General features: G+C 73.5%; 22 protein-coding genes and 1 pseudogene. 18 read left to right on the top strand and 5 right to left on the bottom strand.

Annotated elements, in window-relative coordinates; all coding sequences use genetic code 11:
- Positions 1-68: 68 nt before the first annotated feature.
- From ACH34T_RS10265 to ACH34T_RS10195, 15 genes are all read left to right on the top strand, one after another.
- Entirely contained in the window at positions 69-1,442 is a 1,374-nt protein-coding gene (locus tag ACH34T_RS10265; protein ID WP_395991771.1) for an NtaA/DmoA family FMN-dependent monooxygenase, read from the top strand.
- A complete protein-coding gene (locus tag ACH34T_RS10260) occupies positions 1,439-2,647 on the top strand; it encodes an LLM class flavin-dependent oxidoreductase (RefSeq protein WP_395991770.1) in 1,209 nt (402 codons plus the stop codon). The genes ACH34T_RS10265 and ACH34T_RS10260 overlap by 4 nt, the downstream gene beginning before the upstream one ends.
- Positions 2,648-2,720: 73 nt before the next feature.
- Positions 2,721-3,836, top strand: coding sequence for an LLM class flavin-dependent oxidoreductase (locus ACH34T_RS10255; protein ID WP_395991769.1), 1,116 nt, complete (start codon positions 2,721-2,723; stop codon positions 3,834-3,836).
- 288 nt (positions 3,837-4,124) lie between these two features.
- Entirely contained in the window at positions 4,125-5,174 is a 1,050-nt protein-coding gene (locus ACH34T_RS10250; protein WP_395991768.1) for an ABC transporter substrate-binding protein, read from the top strand.
- The gene (locus ACH34T_RS10245; protein ID WP_395991767.1) at positions 5,171-6,040 is read left to right on the top strand and encodes an ABC transporter permease; all 870 of its coding nucleotides are present in this window, start codon (positions 5,171-5,173) and stop codon (positions 6,038-6,040) included. The genes ACH34T_RS10250 and ACH34T_RS10245 overlap by 4 nt, the downstream gene beginning before the upstream one ends.
- A complete protein-coding gene (locus ACH34T_RS10240) occupies positions 6,037-6,801 on the top strand; it encodes an ABC transporter ATP-binding protein (RefSeq protein ID WP_395991766.1) in 765 nt (254 codons plus the stop codon). The genes ACH34T_RS10245 and ACH34T_RS10240 overlap by 4 nt, the downstream gene beginning before the upstream one ends.
- Positions 6,798-7,826: an ABC transporter substrate-binding protein gene (locus tag ACH34T_RS10235; RefSeq protein WP_395991765.1), complete on the top strand. Its 1,029-nt coding sequence runs from the start codon at positions 6,798-6,800 to the stop codon at positions 7,824-7,826. The genes ACH34T_RS10240 and ACH34T_RS10235 overlap by 4 nt, the downstream gene beginning before the upstream one ends.
- Positions 7,823-8,752 carry an LLM class flavin-dependent oxidoreductase gene (locus ACH34T_RS10230; protein ID WP_395991764.1) on the top strand — a complete coding sequence of 310 codons (930 nt, stop codon included), beginning with the start codon at positions 7,823-7,825 and terminating at the stop codon, positions 8,750-8,752. Before ACH34T_RS10235 ends, ACH34T_RS10230 begins: the two co-directional genes overlap by 4 nt.
- Positions 8,742-9,935, top strand: a complete 1,194-nt coding sequence (locus tag ACH34T_RS10225; protein ID WP_395991763.1) for an LLM class flavin-dependent oxidoreductase — start codon at positions 8,742-8,744, stop codon at positions 9,933-9,935. The genes ACH34T_RS10230 and ACH34T_RS10225 overlap by 11 nt, the downstream gene beginning before the upstream one ends.
- On the top strand, positions 9,932-10,837 hold the full coding sequence (locus ACH34T_RS10220) for an ABC transporter substrate-binding protein (protein ID WP_395991762.1): 906 nt from the start codon (positions 9,932-9,934) through the stop codon (positions 10,835-10,837). Before ACH34T_RS10225 ends, ACH34T_RS10220 begins: the two co-directional genes overlap by 4 nt.
- A gap of 239 nt (positions 10,838-11,076) precedes the next feature.
- On the top strand, positions 11,077-11,295 hold the full coding sequence (locus ACH34T_RS10215; protein WP_395991761.1) for a hypothetical protein: 219 nt from the start codon (positions 11,077-11,079) through the stop codon (positions 11,293-11,295).
- Positions 11,296-11,312: 17 nt separating this feature from the next.
- Positions 11,313-11,879: a MauE/DoxX family redox-associated membrane protein gene (locus ACH34T_RS10210; RefSeq protein ID WP_395991760.1), complete on the top strand. Its 567-nt coding sequence runs from the start codon at positions 11,313-11,315 to the stop codon at positions 11,877-11,879.
- A gap of 9 nt (positions 11,880-11,888) precedes the next feature.
- On the top strand, positions 11,889-12,446 hold the full coding sequence (locus ACH34T_RS10205) for a TlpA family protein disulfide reductase (RefSeq protein ID WP_395991759.1): 558 nt from the start codon (positions 11,889-11,891) through the stop codon (positions 12,444-12,446).
- A 41-nt stretch (positions 12,447-12,487) separates the two neighbouring features.
- A complete protein-coding gene (locus ACH34T_RS10200) occupies positions 12,488-14,329 on the top strand; it encodes an ABC transporter ATP-binding protein (RefSeq protein ID WP_395991758.1) in 1,842 nt (613 codons plus the stop codon).
- Complete coding sequence (locus ACH34T_RS10195) at positions 14,326-14,862, top strand: S26 family signal peptidase (RefSeq protein ID WP_395991757.1); 537 nt, start codon at positions 14,326-14,328, stop codon at positions 14,860-14,862. The genes ACH34T_RS10200 and ACH34T_RS10195 overlap by 4 nt, the downstream gene beginning before the upstream one ends.
- On the opposite strand, the gene ACH34T_RS10190 is transcribed toward ACH34T_RS10195, so the two are convergent.
- The 3 genes and pseudogenes from ACH34T_RS10190 to ACH34T_RS10180 all read right to left on the bottom strand — a co-directional run.
- Positions 14,844-15,971, bottom strand: a complete 1,128-nt coding sequence (locus tag ACH34T_RS10190) for an alpha/beta fold hydrolase (protein WP_395991756.1) — start codon at positions 15,969-15,971, stop codon at positions 14,844-14,846. The two genes, ACH34T_RS10195 and ACH34T_RS10190, sit on opposite strands and share 19 nt — an antisense overlap.
- A gap of 266 nt (positions 15,972-16,237) precedes the next feature.
- The gene (locus tag ACH34T_RS10185; protein ID WP_395991800.1) at positions 16,238-16,435 is read right to left on the bottom strand and encodes a YdeI family protein; all 198 of its coding nucleotides are present in this window, start codon (positions 16,433-16,435) and stop codon (positions 16,238-16,240) included.
- A gap of 30 nt (positions 16,436-16,465) precedes the next feature.
- A pseudogene (locus ACH34T_RS10180) lies at positions 16,466-16,648 on the bottom strand (DUF1905 domain-containing protein); the annotation flags it as partial.
- Positions 16,649-16,674: 26 nt separating this feature from the next.
- On the opposite strand from ACH34T_RS10180, the gene ACH34T_RS10175 reads away from it, so the two are divergent.
- A complete protein-coding gene (locus tag ACH34T_RS10175) occupies positions 16,675-17,373 on the top strand; it encodes an LLM class flavin-dependent oxidoreductase (RefSeq protein WP_395991755.1) in 699 nt (232 codons plus the stop codon).
- A gap of 48 nt (positions 17,374-17,421) precedes the next feature.
- Here ACH34T_RS10175 and ACH34T_RS10170 read toward each other — a convergent pair whose 3' ends face one another.
- Together ACH34T_RS10170 and ACH34T_RS10165 are read right to left on the bottom strand one after the other, a co-directional pair.
- Positions 17,422-18,690: an MFS transporter gene (locus tag ACH34T_RS10170; RefSeq protein ID WP_395991754.1), complete on the bottom strand. Its 1,269-nt coding sequence runs from the start codon at positions 18,688-18,690 to the stop codon at positions 17,422-17,424.
- Positions 18,691-18,750: 60 nt separating this feature from the next.
- Positions 18,751-19,539: an MBL fold metallo-hydrolase gene (locus ACH34T_RS10165; RefSeq protein ID WP_395991753.1), complete on the bottom strand. Its 789-nt coding sequence runs from the start codon at positions 19,537-19,539 to the stop codon at positions 18,751-18,753.
- 87 nt (positions 19,540-19,626) lie between these two features.
- Between ACH34T_RS10165 and ACH34T_RS10160 the strand changes: the two genes are divergently transcribed.
- Together ACH34T_RS10160 and ACH34T_RS10155 are read left to right on the top strand one after the other, a co-directional pair.
- Positions 19,627-20,226, top strand: coding sequence for a CGNR zinc finger domain-containing protein (locus tag ACH34T_RS10160; protein WP_395991752.1), 600 nt, complete (start codon positions 19,627-19,629; stop codon positions 20,224-20,226).
- A gap of 159 nt (positions 20,227-20,385) precedes the next feature.
- Positions 20,386-21,546, top strand: coding sequence for a glycosyltransferase family 4 protein (locus ACH34T_RS10155; protein ID WP_395991751.1), 1,161 nt, complete (start codon positions 20,386-20,388; stop codon positions 21,544-21,546).
- Positions 21,547-21,565: the final 19 nt, after the last annotated feature.

The raw sequence follows: 21,565 nt of genomic DNA, 5'->3' as shown, positions 1-21,565 counted from the left end.
GGATTGAAACCGTTCCAGTGCGACGGCCGCAGGTTCCCGGACCGCCCCTCGTTGGAGGAACACTTCCGATGTCCGTCAAGCCCGTCCATCTCGCGGCGCACTTCCCCGGAGTGAACAACACCACCGTCTGGTCGGACCCCGCCTCGGGAAGCCAGATCGACTTCGCCTCGTTCGTCCACCTCGCGCAGACCGCCGAGCGCGGCAGGTTCGACTTCCTCTTCCTGGCCGAGGGGCTGCGGCTGCGCGAGCTGAAAGGCCGCATCCACGAGCTGGACGTGGCCGGACGCCCCGAGTCGCTCACGGTGTTGTCCGCGCTGTCCGCGGTCACCACGCGCCTGGGCCTGGCCGCGACGGTCAACTCCACCTTCAACGAGCCCTACGAGGTGGCCAGGCGGCTGGCCACGCTCGACCACCTCAGCGAGGGCCGCGCCGCCTGGAACGTGGTGACGAGCTGGGACGAGTTCACCGGCGAGAACTTCCGGCGCGGCGGCTACCTGGACGAGGCCGACCGCTACGGCCGCGCCGCCGAGTTCCTGCACACCGCCCGCGAGCTGTGGGACTCGTGGGCGCCAGGCGATCTGGTCGCCGATCCGGGGACGGGCGAGTTCGCCCGTCCGGGGAGCGGCGCGTTCGCGCACCGCGGCCCGCAGTTCGACATCGCCGGCCGGTTCAACGTGCCGCGCGGGCCGCAGGGCCATCCGGTGATCATCCAGGCGGGCGACTCGCCGCAGGGACGCGAGTTCGCCGCCGCCGACGCCGACGTGATCTTCAGCCGGCACGGGACGCTGGAGGACGGCCGCGCCTTCTACAAGGACGTCAAGGGCCGGCTGGCCCGGTACGGCCGCCGCCCGGACGAGCTGAAGATCATGCCCGCGGTCACCTACGTCCTCGGCGACACCGAGGAGGACGCGGTCGAGCGCGCAGCCGAGATCCGCCGCCGCCAGGTCGGCCCGCAGACCGCGATCGCCTACCTGGAGGGGTACTGGGGGCGGGACCTGTCCGCCTACGATCCCGACGGACCGCTTCCCGACGTCGAACCCGACCTGGGCGAAGGCGTCTCCCGGGGACGGGCCCAGTTCCGCGGCGACCGGAGCGAGACCGTCCGCAGGTGGCGGGCGCTGGCCGCCGAACGCGGCCTCAGCATCCGCGAGCTGGTCATCGAGGCCACCGGGAGGCAGACGTTCGTCGGCACGCCCGCATCGGTCGCCGACCAGATCGACGCGTTCGTGCAGACCGACGCCGCCGACGGTTTCGTCTTCGTGCCGCACCTGACCCCGGGCGGCCTGGACGACCTGGTCGAGCACGTCGTGCCGCTGCTGCAGGAGAAGGGCGTCTTCCGCGCCGACTACACCGGGCCCACGCTGCGCGACCACCTCGGTCTCGGGCCCCCGCGCACACCGAGGGCCCCGCGCGCACCGCGCGCACCGAGGAAGGTCTCATGACCGGTCTGCACCTGTCCGCCGCCCTGAACGACGCCGGCTGGCATCCGGCCGCCTGGCGCGACCCCGGCGCCCGCCCCGCCGGCCTGTTCACCGCCCGCTACTGGACGGACCTGGCCGCCGAGGCCGAGCGCGGACTGCTCGACTTCGTCACCATCGACGACTCCCTCGGCCTCCAGTCGTCCGGTTCCACCGCGTCGGGTTCCACCGCGTCCGGCGACCGTACCGACCAGGTCAGGGGGCGGATGGACGCCGTCCTGGTGGCCGCCAGGATCGCCCCGGCGACCGAGCGGATCGGGCTCGTCCCGACGACGATCACCACCCATACCGAGCCGTTCCACGTCGCCATCGGCATCGCGTCCCTGGACTACGCGAGCCAGGGACGCGCGGGATGGCAGCCCCGGGTCGGCGACCGGCTCTCCGACGCCGCCCATTTCGGCCGGCGCGCCTTCCCGGACCTCGACCGGCCGTGGTTCGCCACCGCGGAGGGCGCGGCGCTCGGCGCAGAGCTGTTCGGCGAGGCCGGCGACTTCGTGGAGGTCGTGCGCCGGCTGTGGGACAGCTGGGAGGACCGCGCGGAGATCCGGGACGTCGCGACCGGCCGGTTCCTGGACCGCGGCAAGCTGCACTGCATCGACTTCGAGGGGCCCCACTTCAGCGTCCGCGGACCCTCGATCACACCGCGGCCGCCGCAGGGCCAGCCGCTCGTCACCGCACTGGCGCACGACGTCCTGTCCTACGAGTTCGCGGCGCGGGGTGCGGACGTCGTCTTCGTCACCCCGCGTTCGCGGGCGGACGCCGTCACCGCCGTCGCCCGGGTCCGCGAGGCGGAACGCGCCGTCCGCCGGCCAGGCGAGCCCCTCCGGATCCTCGCCGATCTGGTGGTCTTCCTCGATGAGGTGCCGGGCGCGGCCGCCTCCCGCAAGGCCCGCCTCGACGACCTGGACGGCGCCCCACTCAACTCCGACGCCGAGGTCTTCACCGGCACGCCCGGCGAACTGGCCGACCTGCTGCTCGACTGGCGGAACGCGGGCCTGGACGGTTTCCGGCTGCGCCCCGGCGTCCTGCCCTCCGACCTCGCCGGGATCACCCGGGGCCTCGTGCCGGTGCTGCGGGAGCGCGGCGTTTTCCGGACCGGCTACCAGGCCGCCACGCTGCGGGGCCATCTCGGTCTGGCACGTCCCGCCAACCGTTACGCGGCGACGTGACGGGCCCGGACCGGCATTTTGCGGGCGGCTGTCCGTTCCCTCCGAATCCCGCCGTCGCTCATGGGAGGCGTCCGTGATCCCCCTGTCCGTCCTCGACCTCGCGCCCGTCACCGCCGGCGCGACCGCGCGCGACGCCTTGCGCAACACCCTTGACCTGGCGCGCCGGACGGAGGCCGCCGGCTACCGGCGGTACTGGCTCGCCGAGCACCATCTCGCTCCGGGCGTGGCCAGCGCGGCGCCGCAGGTCCTCATCGCGGCGGTCGCCGCGGCCACCTCCCGGATCCGCGTCGGCTCGGGAGCGGTGCAGACCGGCCACTGGACCGCGCTGTCCATCGTGGAGCAGTTCGGCACCCTCGACGCGCTGCACCCCGGCCGGATCGATCTCGGACTCGGCCGTTCCGGGCAGCGCCGCGCCGAGATCGCCCGCGGGGCCGCCGCCGCGTCCGGTCCCGCCCGCGACGGCAGGGTCGCCGAGGAGGTGGACGGGCTGCTCATCCCCGCGCCGTTCGACGCCGCCAAGCTCGCGACGTCCCCGAAGTTCGCCCTGCAGGACGCGCTGCTCCGGCAGCCGGGCGCCGAGCCCCGCGACTTCGGCGACATCGTGGGGGACGTCATCGCCCTCCTGGACGGCGGCTACACCTGGGACGGGCACGAGGCCCACGCGAACCCGGGCGAGGGCGCCGGGCTGGAACTGTGGATCTTCGGCAGCAGCGGCGGGCAGAGCGCCCGCGTCGCGGGGGAGCGCGGGCTGCCGTTCGCGGCGAACTACCATGTCAGCCCGTCCAACGTGCTGGAGGCCGTGAAGGCGTACCGGGAGGCGTTCCGGCCCTCGGACACGCTGGACGAGCCCTACGTCGTCGTGTCCGCGGACGTGGTGGTCGCGCCCACCGACGAGGAGGCCCGGGAGCTGGCGTCGCCGTACGCGCTGTGGGTCCACAGCATCCGTTCGGGGCTCGCCGCGATCCCGTTCCCGACGCCCGCGCAGGCCGCCGCCCACCGGTGGCGTCCGGGGGAGCGCGACCTGGTGGCCGACCGCGTCGCCACCCAGTTCGCCGGCGCGCCGGACACCGTGGTGGCGGGGCTGGAGACGCTCCGGCGCGTCACCGCCGCCGACGAACTGCTCATCACGACGATCACGCACGATCACGCCGACCGCGTCCGCTCCTACGAACTGCTGGCCGACGCCTAACCGGCCGAACTGCCGAACGGCAAGGTGTAGAAGGGGATCGGTCGGCCTGACCTGCGCAATACGGGCTTGACACATATTTTTCCTACCATAATTATAGGAATATGGCGCACGCACTGACCGTCCGGCGTGTGGTGGACCACATGCGGCTGGACAGCACTCTCTGTCGCTGATCCGGATCTGCCCTCTCCCCTCCTCTCCCCGAGTTCTCCTCCCGCGAGAACCCGCCGCCGTCTCCTGTCCGGACGCGGCGGCGGTCTTCTCGCTCGTTCGTGAAGGGCCAAGTCAGCCATGTCGAGTTCTGTCCCGCACGCCTCCCGGGCGAAGTCCCCGCGCCGTCGGCCACCGTTGGTCTGCGCCGTCCTCGCCCTGCTGCTGAGCCTGGCCGCCGCCTGCGGCGGGTCGGCCACGGCCGGGGGAGGCGGCTCCGGGCCCGGCTCGGTGATCAAGCTGAAGGACCCGGGCAACGCCGGTGTGCTCGCCTACGCCAAGCGCGAGAAGATCTTGGAGGAGCGGCTCAAGGCCGTCGGCGCGCGGGTGGAGTGGGGCGGCTCGTACGCCTCGTTCACGGCGACGATCGACGCGGTGCGGTCCCGGTCGGTGAACGTGCTGGAGGGCGCGATCTCACCGGCCGTGGGCTACCTGGCCAACGGTCGCGACCTGCGCATCTTCGCCGCCGCCGACCGGGTCGCCGACAAGGCCGCGCCGCACGAGGACGGCCTGGTCGTCAAGGCGGACAGCCCGGTCAGGACGGTCCGCGACCTGGTCGGCAAGCGCGTCGCCGTCAACAAGGCCGGGCGCGGCGAGTACCTGCTGCTGCTCGCGCTCAAACAGGCCGGGATTCCGGCCTCGCAGGTCCAGCGCGTCCATCTGAACCCGGCGCAGGGCGCGTCGGCGTTCGCGACCGGCAAGGTGGACGCTTGGTGGGCGATCGTCGACGCCTATCCCGAGGTGGTCGCGAAGGGTGCGCGGGTCCTGGTGCACGGCCGCGACCTGCCCGATCGGGACCTCACCATCTTCGCCGCCCGCACCGAGGTGCTCCAGGGCAACCCGCGCGCCGTCCAGGTCTTCCTGGACGTGGTCCGCGAGCTGACCGAGCAGGAGAAGCGCGACCCGCGCAAGTTCCAGAACGTGTTCCTCGACAAGGGCCCGACCGCCCTGTCCGGCGCACGGCTGGACGACGCGATCGCCAAGGCCCGCTTCCAGAGCGTGCCGCGTCCCGTCACCGACGCCGACGGAGCGCACGTCACCGCGGTCGCCGGTCTGTTCCAGGAGCAGGGCGTGCTGCCGAACGCGATCCGTCCCGAGGACGTCCTGTTCAAGCTGGGGGCCGCCCGATGACCGCGGAGATCGCGTCCGATGCCGGGGCCGTGGGGCGGCGTCCGGTAGAGGAGACCGCCGGCGAGCTGCGCCCGCCGCCGTGGCTGGGGAAGCGGCGGCGGCGTCCGGCGACCTCGCTGGCCCTGCGGCTGTCGGTGCCGCTGGCGCTGCTGGTCGCCTGGTGGTGGGGGGCGAGCAGCGGGCGCATCCCGCCGGACGTCCTGACCGGGCCGGGCGCGGTGCTGTCCGCTCTGCGGGAGCTGGCGTCCACCGGGCAGCTCGCCGACTACGTGCTCGCCTCGGCGCGCCGCGCGGCCCTCGGCGTCCTGGTCGGCTGCGGTGCGGGGCTGGTGCTCGGCGCGGCCGCCGGGCTGTCCGCGCTCGGCGAGGAACTGATCGACCTGACCCTGCAGATGAAGCGGGCGGTGCCGTTCCTGGCGCTGGTGCCGCTGTTCATCTCCTGGTTCGGCGTCGGCGAGACGTTCAAGGTCGCGCTCATCGCGGTGGCCGCGTCCGCGCCCATGTACGCCTACGTCTACCTGGGCGTGCGCAGCGTCGACCGCAAGGTGGTGGAGGCCGCGCGCGGGTTCGGGCTCCGCGGGGCGCGGCTGGCGGTGGCGGTGGTGCTCCCGTCCGCGCTGCCCAGCGTGCTGATGGCGCTGCGGATCAGCCTGTCGGTGTCGCTGACCGGGCTGATCGCCGCCGAGCAGCTCGGCGCGACCGAGGGCATTGGCTACCTGGTGACGCTCGCCCAGCAGTACTACCGCAACGACTACATGGTGCTGTGCATCCTGATCTACGCGCTGCTCGGGCTGCTCATCGACCTGGCGATCAGGGGTCTGGAACGGCTCGCCACGCCGTGGCGCGGGCAGGTGACGGCCCGATGACCCGCGACGGGCGCGAGGTGGCGGTGCGGGTGCGGGGGCTGCGCAAGGCGTTCGGCGCCAAGACCGTCCTGGACGGGATCGACCTGGAGGTCAGGCGCGGCGAGTTCTTCGCGCTGCTCGGCCCGAGCGGCACCGGCAAGACCACGCTGCTGCGGCTGCTGGCCGGTCTGGAGCGGCCCGACGCGGGGACGGTGCTGACCGCGCCGCGCGTCACCACGGTCTACCAGGAGCCCCGGCTGGTGGTGGCCAGGCGCGTGCTGGCCAACGTCACGCTCGGGCTGCCGCGTTCGATGCGCGGCAAGGGCGGCCGCGCGCTCACCGAGGTCGGCCTGGGCGGACGTGAACGCGCCTGGCCCGCCACCCTGTCGGGCGGGGAGGCGCAGCGGGTGGCGCTGGCCCGCGCGCTGGTGCGCGACCCGCAGGTGCTGCTGCTGGACGAGCCGTTCGCCGCCCTGGACGCCCTGACCCGGCTCCAGGCCCAGGACCTGGTGGCCGAACTGTGCGCCCGGCACCGTCCGGCGGTCGTGCTCGTCACCCACGACGTGGACGAGGCCGTCCGCCTGGCCGACCGGGTCGCGGTGCTGGACGACGGCGCCTTCGTGGTGGACCGTGCCATCGATCTGCCCCGTCCCCGCGGCGTGTCGTCGGCCGCGTCCGACCCGGTGGTGCTGGAGCACCGCCGTGAGCTGCTGGCCCGCCTGGGCGTCTCCGTGCCGTCCGAGCAAGTAGTCCTGCCGTCCGACCGAGGAGTGATCGCATGAGCAGTCCGCGTAACCGTGGTGTCGACAAGATCTGGTTCACCCGCTGCCCGGTTCCGACCGCCAGCGGCCTCGCCCACCGGCTCGGCGGGCTGGCCGAGGCGTTCGCGCCGTACGGGCTGGAGGTGGGCGTCCTGCAGGACGCGGAACCCGAGCTGGCCCGCCACCATTTCGACCACGACCTGCCGGGGCTGTTCCGCGAGGGCGGCAACGTCCCCGCGCTGGCCGCCCGCAGCGAGGGCGCGCCGACCAGGCTGATCGGGCTGACGTGGATCGAGGAGTGGCAGTCGGTCCTCGTCCGTCCGGGCTCGGGTATCGGAGGGCCGGAAGATCTGCGCGGCGCCCGCGTGGCGCTGCCCGGCTGGGCGCGGACGAGGGCGCAGAGCTTCCCGCGCGCGATGGCGCTGCACGGCGTCAAGGGCGCGCTCACTCAAGGCGGCCTCACCCTGGACGACGTCACGTTCGTCGAGGTCGCCGCCGACCTGTCGCCGTCGGTGGGACGCGACGCGCGCGGCGGCCGCATCGCCTGGCCCGGCCTGGACGAACTCGCCCGCGGCCAGGTGGACGCCGTCTACGTCAAGGGCGCCCGCGCCGCCGAGCAGGCCGCCGCTCTCGGCCTCGTCGTCGGCGTCGACCTGGACGCCCATCCCGACCCGTCGACCCGCGTCAACAACGGCACGCCGCGGCCGATCACCGTGCACGAGCGGCTGCTGGACGAGCGGCCCGAGCTGGTGACCGCGTTCCTCGCCGCCACGCTCCGCGCCGCCGACTGGGCCGCCGCCGACCTGGACGGCGTGCGGCGAATTCTCGCGGGGGAGACCCGGTCGGGCGCGTCCGGCGTGCGCACCGCCTACCGCGACGGGTTCCACCGCACGCTGCGTCCCGACCTGTCGCCCGAACGCCTCGACCTGCTCGTGAAGCAGAAGGACTTCCTGCTGCTCCACGGATTCCTGGCCGCCGACGTGGACGTCGTGTCGTGGGCGGCGCCCGAGCCGCTGCGCGAGGTCTCCGCGAGGGCGGCGGCATGACGCCGCCGCCCAGGTTCCTGCTCACGCTGCCGACCACCGGGCCGGACGCAACACCGGCGCCGCTGCCGGAGTTCGTCACCGACATCCGCCAGGGCAGGTACGGGCCCTTCGACAGGATCGGTGAGGTGGGCCGCGCCGCCGAGGTCACCGGGTTCGACGGGGTCGTCGCCCCCTTCGCGCCGGACGCGGAGGAATCGCTGGTGGTGGTCGCGGGGCTCCTGCGCCATAACCGCTGGATCCACGGCGTCGCGGGCTTCCATCCGGGCGTCGGGACCCCGGTGTACGCGGCCAAGCTGTCGGCGTCGCTGCAGCGGTTCGCCAAAGACCGCTTCGGCTGGTGGCCGGTCGTCGACCTCCCCGCGGCGACGGCGCGCGCGCACGGCGACTTCCTGGACGGCCCGGACCGGTACGCCCGCGCCGACGAGTTCCTCACCATCGCCAAGGGCGTGTGGAAGCACGAGGACTACACCTACGAGGGCAGGTTCTTCCAGGTTCTCGCGGGCGGCTTCCAGGGTCCGCTGGCCGGACGGCGCTTCCCGGCCGTCCATCTGTCCGGCGTCTCGGCCGACGCGCTGGACCTGTCCGCGAAGCACGCCGACGTCCACGTCTTCGACGTCACCGACGACCTCGACGCGCTCATCGCCGACCTGGGCGAACGCGCCGCCGAGCGCGGCCGGAGCGTCGCCTCGGGACTGCGGCTGACCGTGGCGGCGCGCGAGGACGAGGTCGAGGCGCACGCCGTCCCGAACGTCCCCGAGCATGCCCTCACCGGGACGTTCGAGCAGGTCGCGGCGCAGCTGCGGGCCTATGCCGGCCGGGGTGTGAGCACGTTCGTCCTGGAGCCGGCGCCGCACGTCGAGGAGATCTACCGGCTCGGGGAGCAGCTGCTGCCCCTCTTCGTTCGGGAGCGAGCCCATGTCGATTGACATCTACTGGCGCATCGGGACGCACGGCGACCAGCCGTCGCTGCGCCGCCGCCTGGTGACCCGCGGCGACTGGTCGCCTGGCGTGCCGGGCAGCATCACCCCGGGGGTGCGCGAGGGCCGTCCGGACGGGTACAGCCACCTGGACCACATGGCCGACGTCGCCCGCTCCACCGAGCTGTCCGGGTTCGTCGGCGGGCTGCTGCCCTCGTTCCCCTTCACCGACGACCCCTGGGCGGCGGCCGCGAGCCTGGCACGCGAGACCACCACCTACCGGTTCATGATCGCCTTCCAGCCCGGTTTCCTGCACCCGGTGCAGGCGGCGCGGATGTCGGCGAGCCTGCAGCGCGCCACCGGCGGACGCGTCGTCTACAACATCATCTCCGGCGGCGGCGGCCCCGCCCAGCTGTGGTGGGGCGACAAGGTCGGCCACGACGACCGGTACGCCAGGACCTCGGAGTTCCTCGACGTCCTCAAGGCCGTCTGGTACGGCGGCCCGGTCACCCACAACGGCCGCTTCTACCGGGTCGAGGGCGCGGGTCTTCCGGAGCGCCTCGCCGGGCAGCCCTTCCCCGAGATCTACTTCTCGGGCTCGTCCAAGGCGGCGATCGAGGCCGCCGGGCGGCACGCCGACTACTACCTGTCGTGGCTGGAGCCGTTCCCCGCGCTGGCCGCGAAGTTCGACCAGGTCCGCGAGCACAGCGCCGCGATCGGCCGCTCGTCCAGGTTCGCCGTGCGCATCGACGTGCTGGCCCGCGAGACCGAGGACGAGGCGTGGGCGGAGATCCGCCGCGGCTGGCGGCACGTCGACCCCGAGCGGCTGCGGGGCCCCGAGTCCACCGGCGACTCCGTCGGCTGGCTGCGCAGCTCGCGGTTCGTCGACTGGCCGGTGCGCGCGCCCCGCGAGCTGGAGGCGAGCCCCAACGTGTGGGGCGGGTTCCACCTGCTGCGCGGCGGTCCCGCGTTCGGGCTGGTCGGCAGCTACTCGCAGGTCGCCGCCCGGCTCGACGAGCTGATCGCGCTCGGCGTGGACGCGTTCATCCTCGCCGGGGTGCCGCACCTGGAGGAGGCGCGCCGCGTCGGCGAGAACGTCCTTCCCCTGCTGCGCGGCCGCTGGCCGGACACCGCGCCCGACACGTCCGTCCCCTCCCTCGAAAATCTCCAAGCGAAAGGATCCACCCGATGACCCGCGTCGGCTTCTTCCCCCACAACAACTCGCTCTGGGTGCTGCGTCACCGGGGCGTGCTGGAGCGATCGCTGCCGGACGTGGAGTGGGTGGACCTGCGGTCGCTTCCCGCGGGCGACCGTCCCGCGCCCACGGAGGGCCTGCCGTCCCTGCACGGCGACCACCTGTTCGACGGCGGCTACGACTTCATCGGCACCGGCTCCACGCCGCCGGTCACCGCGCAGGCCCGCGGCCACGACATCGTCTACGTGGCGATCTCCGGCCCGCGGGTGGACAACGGGCGCCTGGTCGCCCTGCCGGGCTCCGGCATCGCCTCCCCGGCCGACCTGGCCGGGAAGCGGGTCGCCCTCGGCCACGGCTCCTGGCAGACCACGCTCCTGCTGCTCGCGCTCGACCAGGCCGGGCTGACCTGGCGCGACATCGAGCCGGTCGACGCCGGCGCCGAGGGCGCGCAACTGCTCCTCGACGGCAAGGTCGACGCCTGGACGGGCAGCTACCCCGCGCTCGCCGCGCTGGAGAGCGAGACGGAACCGCGGACGCTGATCGAGACCGAAGGGCTGTTCAGCCACCGCTCGCTGTGGTTCACGCGGCGCGACTTCGCCGTCCGGCACCGCGACGTCCTGGCGACCATCGTCGGGGCGCTACAGGAGTCGGACGCCTGGATCCGCGCCAACCCCCGCGAGGCGGCCGCGCTGTTCGCCGCCGACGCCGGCGACGACCTCGACGCGTGGGAGCACGCGCTGCGCGGCCGCCCGTTCGGGCTCCTCCCGGTCGGCGACGACTTCGTCGCCGAGCAGCAGCGGGCCGCCGACCTGCTGCACGCCAACGGCCTGCTCGACCGGAAGATCACCGTCGCCGACGCCGTCCTCCCGGACCTGGCCGACCTGATCACCCGCGCGTAGCCGACGCTCCCGAAGGCCGTAGCCGGCGGACGACGACGCCGAGCACGCCATCGCCGGAAAGGTAGCCGCATGTAGCAATTGGTCGCCATGGAACCACGATGTGTTCGACTGTCGGTGTGGCGTGAGCCGAATGTCCGGACAATGTCCGGTCGCCGCCCTCGGACGGCCCCGTCCGCTCATCCAGACTCTGCGCAGAGACTGCGCCTTCGCCGGGTGCAGCGGAGAAAGGGACCACTGCCATGACGCTCATCACGAAGACCGCCCGCCTAGCCGACCGGCTGCTCGCCGGCCTGGTGCCGAACATCACCGCCGCCGCCGCGGACCAGTGGTACGAGGACTGTTCGTGCCGTTGCCACACGATCTGCCAGCGCTCCTGCACGCGGTACCAGAGCGGCCAGGTCGTGTGCGGCCCCTGCAACCGGAACTGCCGGAGCACGGCCGGCTGCTCCAGCTGCTGAGGCGACCGGCGACCTTGGTGCACTACTTGCACTTCGCGGACACGGTCCTGCTCACCGTGGTGTTCGCGGTCGCGGCCTTCGCCAAGGCCCGCTCCGCGGACGCGTTCCGGGACTTCGCCCGGTCGCTGCGACGGCTCGGCGTGCCCGCCCCCCGCGCGGGCACGCCGATCGCCGTCGCGGTCGTCGCCGTCGAGGCCGCCGTCGCGGTCCTGCTGGCCTGGTCGGCGGCGCTGACGGCGGCCGGAGCGGACGGTCCGTGGCGGACGGCCCCCGGCTCCGCCGGCCTCGCCGCCGCGGCCGCGCTGCTCCTCGCCTTCAGCGCGGGAATCGGCGCGGGCCTGCGCCGCGGCGGACGGACGACGTGCCAGTGCTTCGGGCCGTCGGCCACGGTGCTCGGCGTGCGGCACATCGTCCGCAACCTGCTGCTGGCCGGCCTCGCCGCGGCGGGCCTACCCGGCACCGGCGGGGACGGTCACGCGGCGGGCCTGCTCGTCGCGGCCTGCGCGGGCGCCACGGCGGCGCTCCTGGTCATCGCGTCGGACGACATCGTCCGGCTGTTCCGCGCGGACATCGTGTCAAGCTGAGGAGTTCCCATGCCCTACCTGACCGCGGCGGTCGTCCTCGTCGGCGCGCTCTGCCTGGCCGACCTCGTCCTGAGCCTCGGGATCGTCCGCCGGCTGCGGGTCCACGGCGCGCTGATCGAGCACGTCCTCACCCGGAGCACGGAAAAGACGCCGATCAAGCGGACGGGCGAGCGCGTCGACGCCTTCTCCGCGGTCACGTCCGGCGGTGGGCTCGTCACGCGGGAGTCGCTGACCGAGTCCGCCGAGAGCGTGCTCGTCGGCTTCTTCTCGCCGGACTGCGCGACCTGCCGGGAGCGGCTGCCGGGGTTCGTCCGCGAGGCCTCGCGACGGGACGAGACGATCGCCGTCGTGGTCGGGGACGAGCCCGCCGCCACGGAGCTCGTCGGCTCGTCCGGGCTGGACAGGGCGGCGCGCGTGGTGCTGGAGAGCCCGGCGGACTCGCCGATGGCGGATGCGTTCGGCGTCAGCGCCTTCCCGTCGGCGTGCGTCGTGGACGGGACGGGCGTCGTCCTCAGCAGCGACGCGGACGGCCACCGGCACGAGTCCGCCGCGGCGAGCGCACACTGAGCGGCCGTCGCGGAACCACTGTGAGCGCATCGCGAACACCGGTGACGCCGAGACGGGATCTGCTGCGGAACTGCGGGGCGGCGGTGGTCCTCGCGTTGCGCGCGGCGCCCGGCGTCGCGTCCGCGCAGATCGCGGCCACGCTGGCGACCGGGTTCGTCCCGGTGGCCACGGCCTGGACGACCAAGCTCGTCCTGGACAAGATCGTCGCGCACGCGCCGCGCGGGGAGCTGATCGGGACGGTCACCGCGCTGGCGTGCATCGGCTGCGCCGGCCTGATGCTCGCCCAGGTCACCCGGTACCTGACGAACGAGCTGGGCCGGGCGGTCGCGCTGGACGCCAAGGACCGCCTCTTCGACGCGGTCAACCGGCAGACCGGCCTGTCCCGGCTGGAGGACCCGGGCTTCCAGGACCGGCTCCGGCTCGCGCAGCAGGCGGGCGGCTCCGGTCCCGGGCAGGTCCTGGAGGGGATGGTCGGGATGGCGCAGAGCGCGGTCACGCTGGCCGGGTTCCTCAGCGTGCTCGTCGTGCTCCATCCGCCGATGGCCGTGCTGCTGCCGGCGGCGGCCGTCCCGGCGATGCTGCCGGAGCTCGCGCTCAGCAGGCGCCGGGCCCAGATGGTGTGGGGCGTCGGCCCGGCCGAGCGGCGCGAGCTGTTCTACGGCGACCTGCTGTCCAGCCTGACGGCCGCGAAGGAGGTGCGGCTGTTCGGGCTCGGCGATCTGTTCCGGACGCGGATGCTCGCCGAGATCCGGACGGTCAACCGGGAGCGCAGGTCGATGGACCGGCGCGAGACCCGCGCCCACAGCGCCCTCGCGGCGTTCTCGGCGCTGATCTCCGGGACGGGGCTGGCCTGGGCCGTCCTCCTCGCGGCGGAGGGCCGGCTCTCCGTCGGCGACGTCGCGGTCCTCGTCGCGGCGGTCGCGGGCACCCAGGGCGCGCTCAGCGCCGTCATCGGAGAGGTCGCGACGACCCATCACGCCCTGCTGCTCTTCGGCCACTTCCGCCACGTGACGTCCCTCGAACCGGACCTGCCCGCCGCGACGGCGTCCCCGGTCCGCGCCCAGGCCCGGCGGCCCGGCATCGAGTTCGAGGACGTCTGGTTCCGCTACGGCGACGACCTCCCGTGGATACTCCGGGGCGTCGACCTGACCATCCCGGCGGGACGGTCGCTCGGGCTGGTCGGCGCGAACGGCGCGGGCAAGAGCACGATCGTCAAGCTGCTGTGCCGGTTCTACGACCCGACCCGCGGCCGGATCCTCTGGGACGGCACGGACATCGCCGCCCTGCCCGTCGCGGACCTGCGGCGGCGGATCGGCGCGGTCTTCCAGGACTACATGTCCTACGACCTCCCGGCGGCCGAGAACATCGGGATCGGCGACGTCCACGCGCTGCACGACCGCGCGCGGATCGAGCGCGCGGCCCGGGAGGCGGGCGTGCACGAGGCGCTCGCCGCGCTCCCTCACGGCTACGACACCATGCTCTCCCGCACGTTCTTCCTCGCCGCGGACGGGACGGGCCGCGACGAGGACGACCCGGAGACGGGCGTGCTGCTGTCCGGCGGGCAGTGGCAGCGGGTGGCGCTGGCCCGCGCCTTCCTGCGCACCGGCCGCGACCTGCTCATCCTGGACGAGCCGAGCTCGGGCCTGGACCCGGAGGCCGAGCACGCGATGCACGTCCAGCTGCGGGAGTTCCGGCGCGGCGCCACCAGCCTGCTCATCTCGCACCGGCTCGGCGCCGTCCGCGACGCGGATCTCATCGCGGTCGTCGACGCGGGCCGGGTCGCCGAGACCGGCACCCACGCCGAGCTGCTCGCCTCGGACGGGCTGTACGCCCGTCTCTTCCGGCTCCAGGCCGGCGGGTACGGCGTGGAGACACCGGCATGATCGGCGCGGCCGTCGCGGGCGCGGCGGGCGCGGGCGCGGCGGGTGCCGCGCTGCTCGCCGCGGGCGCGTGGACGCTGCGCCGCCGTCTGGTCGTGGTGACCGTCCGCGGGCCGAGCATGGAGCCGACGCTCCGCCATGGGGACCGGCTGCTGGTCCGCGTGCTGCCACCGCACCGGCTGTCCGCCGGGCAGGTGGTCGTCCTGGCCGACGGGAGCGGCGCGCACGAGTGGATCGTCAAGCGGCTGGCCGCGCTGCCCGGCGACCCGGTGCCGCACGACCGGGTGCCGTCGATCACCGACGCGCGGGTCCCGCCCGGATGCCTGATCCTGTTCGGCGACAATCCCGAGCGAAGCAGGGACTCCCGGGACGCCGGCTATTTCGCGACCGGCTCCGTCCTGGGCGCCGCCGTCCGCAGACTGCCGCCTAGATCGCCGCGTTCTGTGCGGGCTGCCAATTCGCCGACCGTCGTGCCGGGATGCCTCAGCCGAGAGGAATCACTGGGCGGACGAGGATTTCACCGGCGTCGTCTTTGAGACCGGGGTCGTGTGTATTCGCGTCGTAGGAAGTCGATCAGGTGCCGGTTCACCTCGTGCGGCCGTTCCTGCTGGGTCCAGTGGCCGCAGCCGGGCATGACGTGGATTCGGCGCAGGCCCGGCACCATCTCTCGCATCGGATCAAGGGAACCGCCGAGGCGGTAGGCGGAGTCGAGTTCTCCGGTCAGATAGAGCGTGGGCTGGTGCACCTTCAGCGTCCCCTCCTGCGGTAGGTCCGACCAGTCGAGGTCGAGGGCGCGGTAGCGGCGGAGCGCGCCGCCGAACCCGGTGCGCCGGAACTCGCGGGCGAACCGGCCGAACTCGGCGTCGCTCACCCAGCGGCACCAGCGGGACGGCCGTCCTGGGTCGGGGAGCGGGTCGAGAAAGCCGGCGCCCTCGGGGGTGTTCAGCAGCCAGCGCGGTACCAGGTCGAGAGGGGCCTGCCCGGACAGCGCGTACAAGGTCATGCGCAACGTCCGGGCCGGATCTGCGTCCAGTTCGGCCTCGGCGACTCCCGGCGGCTGGAAGTAGAGCACCACGTTGAACTTGCCCGGGTTGTTGCGCCGGAGGTACTCGGTGAGCGGCATGGGGAGCCGGGGCGAGTAGGCGACGCCGAGCGCGACCATCGCCGGGAAGCGGTCGGGATGGAACTGCGCGCCGGCCCAGGCGATTCCGGCGCCCTGGTCGTGTCCGACCAGCGCCGCGGTACGTACGCCCAGCGCGTCCAGCAGGCCGGTGAGATCGGCCAGGTTGCTGCGCAGGGTGTAGCCCCTCACCTCGGCGGGGGCGTCGGTACGGCCGTAGCCGCGCAGGTCGGGAGCCAGCGCGCGGAACCCGGCCGCGGCGAGCGCGGGCAACTGGTGGCGCCAGGAGTACCAGAGCTCGGGGAAGCCGTGCAGCAGCAGGACTGCGGGCCCGCGGCCCGCCTCGGCCACGTGCATGTCGATGCCGTTGGTCCGCACGATCCGGTGCGTGACCGCCGTGGTCCGGGACGTGCCGGCCGCGGCCGACGCGGGCCCGACGCCCGTCGCGAGCCCGGCGGCCGAGACGCCGGTCGCGAGGCCGGCCGCGCCGGAGATCTTCATGAACTGTCGACGATCGAACGCCATGGATATCGCTCCTCGGTTGAGGATGTCGCGGTGTCGGAACGTGGTGTTGGCGGCCGCCACAAGAGCGAAGGGACGAGGCCTCCATGAGCGCAACGTTGACGGCCCGGCGATGCGGTCGGCGTCCCCCAGCAGGAGTAACCAGACCTACCGCGGCGGGCGTACCCGGGACACACCGGCGAGCCCGTCCCCGCCCGGCCACCACCACAAGGATGACCACGCACGACGCCCTGGTCGGCCGCCTGCACGTGAAGATCTTCCCCGGTTTTCTACCGGCGTTTGCGATGGTCCCGCAGCGCGGTCATGGTCTCCTCCAGCCGACGCTGCCGGGTCTCCGGCTTTCTGGCCTGCTCGATCCATTCGGTGTAGCCCCGTTGCTGGCTCGGCGTGAGCCGATCGAAGAACGCTCGCACCGCCGGCTCGGCGGCCAGGGCCGCGTCCAGCTCGTCGGGTACCGGTACGTGCACAGGCAGCGTGGACAGCTCGATCTCGACGTCGAGCTGCTCACCGGCCTCGACGCCCGCCGCACCGCGGACCGCGGCGCTGACCGGAATCATGACCTCGCCCGCCATCGACCCAAGGCTCGTCTGGAACGCGTAGCCGTTGAACGAAACCGCGACGCGTGGCCGACGGCCGCCGCCCAGGGCCTCCACCACGCTCTCCGGGACCGGTATTCCGGTGGCCGTCTTCCCGTTGAGCCGGGCAGATGGGAGTGCTGCCTGACCGGCCTCTCGCGGCGGTCTTCGAGACCTTCGATGCGCTGCGTGCGCTCCTGGCCGGGCGCACCGTCAGCGGGACCTACGGGCCGCACCGGTTCGAGGAGGTGCGGCTTGACTTCCCGCCGGAGCGGCCGCCGGAGTTGTGGGTCGGTGCGGTGGGGGAGCGAGCCCTACGGCTGGCCGGGGCGAAGGCCGACGGCGTCCTCCTTTCGGTGCTGTCGGGGCCCGCGTACGTCCGGTGGGCGCGGGAGCGGGTCGCCGAGGGGGCGGCGGAGGCCGGACGGACGGCACCGCCGCCGATTACCGCATACGCGCTGGCGTCCGTGGACGACGATCCGCGGATCGCGCGGGACGCCGTACGGGACGCGGTCGGGTTCTTCCTCCGGGCGGAGGCGCACACGGCGCTGGTCGGGCGGTCGCGGTACGCCGACGAGGTACGGGAGCGGGGCGCGGCAACGGTCGGCGACGATTGGCTACGGGAGTACGCGGTCGCGGGGACGCCGGAGGAGATGGCCGGGCAACTCCGCGGCCTGTACGACGCAGGAGCGGACACGGTGGGCCTGTGGGTCTTTCCGGCGGCCCGGTTCGCCGGCGTCCTGCGGGACATCGCAGCCGAAGTGCTGCCCAACGCTCAACTCGGGACCACCACCGCCTCCGGCAGGGCCGCCCCCGGAGGCGGGCAATAGCCGATGCACCCGCGGGGTGGCCGCTCAGGCGGGGCGTCCGGTGGCTGATCATCGGCTGCGCGCGGTGGCGACGGCCGCCGGGACGATCGCCATTGCCAGGATGCCGCCGCAGATGGCCAGGAACGGGTAGCCGGCAGTGGCGACGACGAGGCCCGAAGCCATTCCGCCGGTGGCGCCGGCGACGGCGATGGCGACATCGACCAGGCCCTGGGTCTTGGCGCGGGTGGCCAGCGGGACGGCGTCGGTGACGATCGCGGTGCCGGTGACGATGCCGAAGTTCCAGCCCAGACCCAGCAGCGCGAGGGCGACCACGAGCGGAGCGACGGAGCCGCCGGGGGCGTTGGCGGCGAGGATCCCGGCGGCGAGCAGGGTCAGCCCGGAGGCGGCGGCGATCGTGAGGCGGCCGAAGCTGTCGACGAGCCGTCCGGTCAGGGGCGAGGGCAGGTACATCGCGCCGATGTGGACGGCGATGACGAAGCCGGAGGCGCCGGTGCCGTGGCCGTGGTCGTGCATGTGGACGGGCGTCATCGTCATGATCGCGACCATGACCAGCTGGGTGAGCACCATGACCAGCGCGCCGACCAGCAGGCGGGAGCGGTGTTCTTCGACCGCCGGGCGTGGCCGGCCTGTGGCGTCGCCCGGCTGCGCGCACGCCTCGGCGGTGCGTCCGGCTTCCAGGGTGCCGGCCAGGAGCAACGGATCGGGACGCAGCCAGAGGGCCAGGATCAGGGCGGCCATCGCGTAGGCGGCGCCCGCGAGAAGGAACGGCCCGGCCAGGTAGGGGACGCCGAGGATGTGAGCGAGGTCGCCGGTGGGTGCGGCGAGGTTGGGCCCGGCCACGCCGCCCAGGGTGGTCGCGACGAGCACGGTGGACACGGCGCCGGCGCGGCGCGCGGGGGATGCCAGATCGGCTCCGGCGTAGCGGGCTTGCAGGTTGGTGGCCGTACCGGCGCCGTAGACGAACAGCGAGAGGAACAGCAGGACGGCGTCGCCGACGACGGCCGCGGCGATGACGCCCGCGCTGCCGACGGCACCGGCCAGATACCCCGCGGCAAGGCCGGGGCGGCGGCCGCGGGCTTGGGAGATGCGCCCGACGGCGAGGGCCGCCAGCGCGGAACCGGCGGTGCCCAGGGCGCTGGGCAGACCGGCGAGGCTGGTGGAGCCGAGCGTTTCCTGCGCGAGCAGGGCACCGACGGTCACCCCGGCCGCCAGTCCGGCGCCGCTGAGGACCTGAGCGGCGACCAGGACGATCAGGATGTGACGCTGCACCTGGGCACGCGGGAGGTCCTCGGCCCGGGCGGGCACGGTATTCGTCACGAGGGAGTTCTTTCGGTAGGCGTGAACCGTCCGAGCGGAGCCGGTGCCCGGCTTGCCCGGTCAGCTCGGGTCGCCGAAGTCCAGGCGGTCGACCAGCCCGGCGGCGGTGAAGGCGGCCACCAGAGCGTCACGGCCCTCGGTGAAGTGCGCCCAGCCGTCGTAGTGGACGGGAACCACCCGGCGGGCGCCGAGGATCTTGACGGCCTCGGCGGCCTGGGCGCTGTCGAGGACGAGGGGCGCGTTGTCGAAGAGGTCGGTGAAGCGGGGAGCACCGGCGAAGAGGATCGCGGTGTCGACCGGGTCGAAGCGTTCGGCGATCTGCTCGACCGCTTCGAGCGAGGCGTTGTCGCCGCTGACGTAGATCGTGGGGAGGCCCTCCCCGGTCAGGACGAATCCGACGACCTGGCCGGTGATCGGTTCGACCTCCTCGCGTGTGCCGGGCCCGTGGACGGCGGGCACGCCCGTCACGGTGATCGTGCCGCCGCCGGGACGATCCAGCTCGATCGGCTCCCAGTCGGCCAGTCCCTTGGCCCCGTCCCCCAGACGCTGCCCGGCCCCGAGCGTGGTGAGGGTGAGCGGGACGTCGGCGAGCAGTGCCCGGCCGGAGTCGTCGAGGTTGTCCGGGTGCTCGTCGTGAGAGAGCAGGACCACGTCGATACGGCCGAGGTCGCCCGGTGCGGCGGAGGAGTGCGCCGTCTTGGCCAGCCGGCCGCCCGGGACGTCGTACTCGCGGGGAGGGTCGAACGTCGGGTCGGTCAGGAATCGCAGGCCACCGTACTCGAAATGGGCGGTCGGGCCGCCGAGGACGCGGACGGGGATCTGCCCGGGGGTCGTGCTGGTCCTGGCCATCAAGGCACCTCATGGATGAGAAGTGGTTTATCCGTGAAGGACGGTAACGGCTTCTCACGGAAGAGCGCAAGCCCTACCATGAGAGCCATGAGTGGGACGCTGACCGCCGAGCCCGTGCTGCCGCCCGCGCCGGGGGCGGGGGACTATCTCGCCCTCGACTTCGTCAACAGCGCCGTCGCGCTGCCCGGCGGGCAGCTCATCGATCTCCTCGGCACACCCGCGGCGACGAATCAGTGGCTCACCGAACGCGGCCTCGCTCCGGCCGATGCCGGGGTGCAGGAGATGTGCGCTGCGCAGCTGCGCGCGCTGCGCGAACACCTCAAGGCGTTGTTCGCCTCCCATGTCGCCGGGCTGCCCGCTTTGCCCGCGGCTCTGTCCGCCGTCAACGACGCCCTGAGCAGGGCCCCCACGGCCGCCCTGCTGTACTGGGACGAGAAGAACGGCCCCTATCGCGCGGCCCCATGCCCCACCAACGAGATCCTCGACCACGCCCTCGCGACCCTCGCAGCCAACGCGGCAGACCTCCTGACCGGTCCCGATGCCGAGCGCATCACCGCGTGTGGTTCCACCCCCTGCAACCGCTACCTGCTGCGTCACGGCCGCCGCCACTGGTGCTCCGTCCGCTGCGGCGACCGCGCCCGCGCCGCACGTGCCTACGCCCGGCGCACCCAGCCGAACGCAGACTGACGAACGTTCCGCGTAGCGCTCGGCCCGGTCCGTTTTCAGCCGCCGCCTCTGGTCGGACGGACGGATCCAAGGTTTTCGTGTTGTTCGTCTTTTCGGATGGCATGCGCGGTTGAGAGGTCGTACGAGGCGATCACTCTGTGTGCCGTGAAAGTCGCCATTGTGACCGAATCGTTCCTGCCGCAGGTCAACGGTGTCACCGGCTCGGTCTGCCGCGTCCTCGAACAGCTCGCCGCGCGCGGGCACCAGGCGCTGGTCGTCGCGCCCCGTCCTGGGCTGGTCTCCGGTGGAGACCCCCACGCCCCCTGGATCTGCCCGGAGTCCTACGCCGGGGCCCGGGTGGAGCTCCTCCCCGGCGTCAGGCTCCCCTTCTACTCGTCGGTCGTCGTCGGGTTGCCGACCCGGCGCGTCACCGCGGTGCTGCGGGACTTCGCGCCCGACGTCGTCCATCTCGCCGCGCCGATGGTGCTCGGCGCCTCCGGGCTGGCCGCGGCGGAACGGCTGGACGTCCCGGCCGTGGCGGTGTTCCAGACCGACATCGCCGGGTTCGCCCGGCGGTACGGGCTGCGCGGCACCGACCGGGCCGTGTGGTGGTGGCTGCGCCGCCTGCACGGGCGCGCCGACCGTACGCTCGCGCCGTCCACTCCGGTGCTCGCCGAGCTCGACCGCCGCGGCGTTCCGCGGCTGTCGCTGTGGGGACGGGGCGTGGACCGGCAGCGGTTCCACCCCGTGCACCGGTCCGCCGGGGTGCGGGCCGTGCTCGCCCCAAACGGTGAGGTCCTCGTCGGATACGTCGGACGGCTCGCCGCCGAGAAACGTCCGAAGATGCTCGCGACGCTGGCCGGCCTTCCCGGAACGCGGCTGGTGCTCGTCGGCGACGGCCCGGAGGAACGCCGCCTGCGCCGCATGATGCCGGACGCGGTGTTCACGGGATTCCGCACCGGGACCGAACTGTCGCAGCTCATGGCGTCCCTGGACGTCTTCGTCCACACCGGCGCCGACGACACGTTCTGCCAGGCGATCCAGGAGGCGCTGGCCTGCGGGGTGCCCGTCGTCGCGGCCGCGGCGGGCGGTCCGCTCGACCTCGTCCGGCCAGGGGTGAACGGGCTGCTGTTCTCACCCGACGACAGCGACGGTCTGCGAGCGGCCGTGTCCGCGCTGGTCGCTGACGCCGAGCTGCGCCGCCGCCTGGGCGGCGGGGCGCTGGCCTCCGTCGAGGGGCGCGGCTGGGACGTCGTGTGCGAGGAGCTGTTCGGCCACTACCGGCAGGTGTCCGGCGGCGCGTGCACGGCGGCCGTCCAGCATGCCGACGACGCCGCATGAATCCGCCGAGCCGCATGAA

Source organism: Actinomadura sp. 9N215, assembly GCF_044326345.1.
In the GTDB taxonomy this organism is placed as follows: Bacteria; Actinomycetota; Actinomycetes; order Streptosporangiales; family Streptosporangiaceae; genus Spirillospora.
Note: the sequence above shows the minus strand (reverse complement) of the source record. Positions and strands in the feature narration are given on the sequence as shown.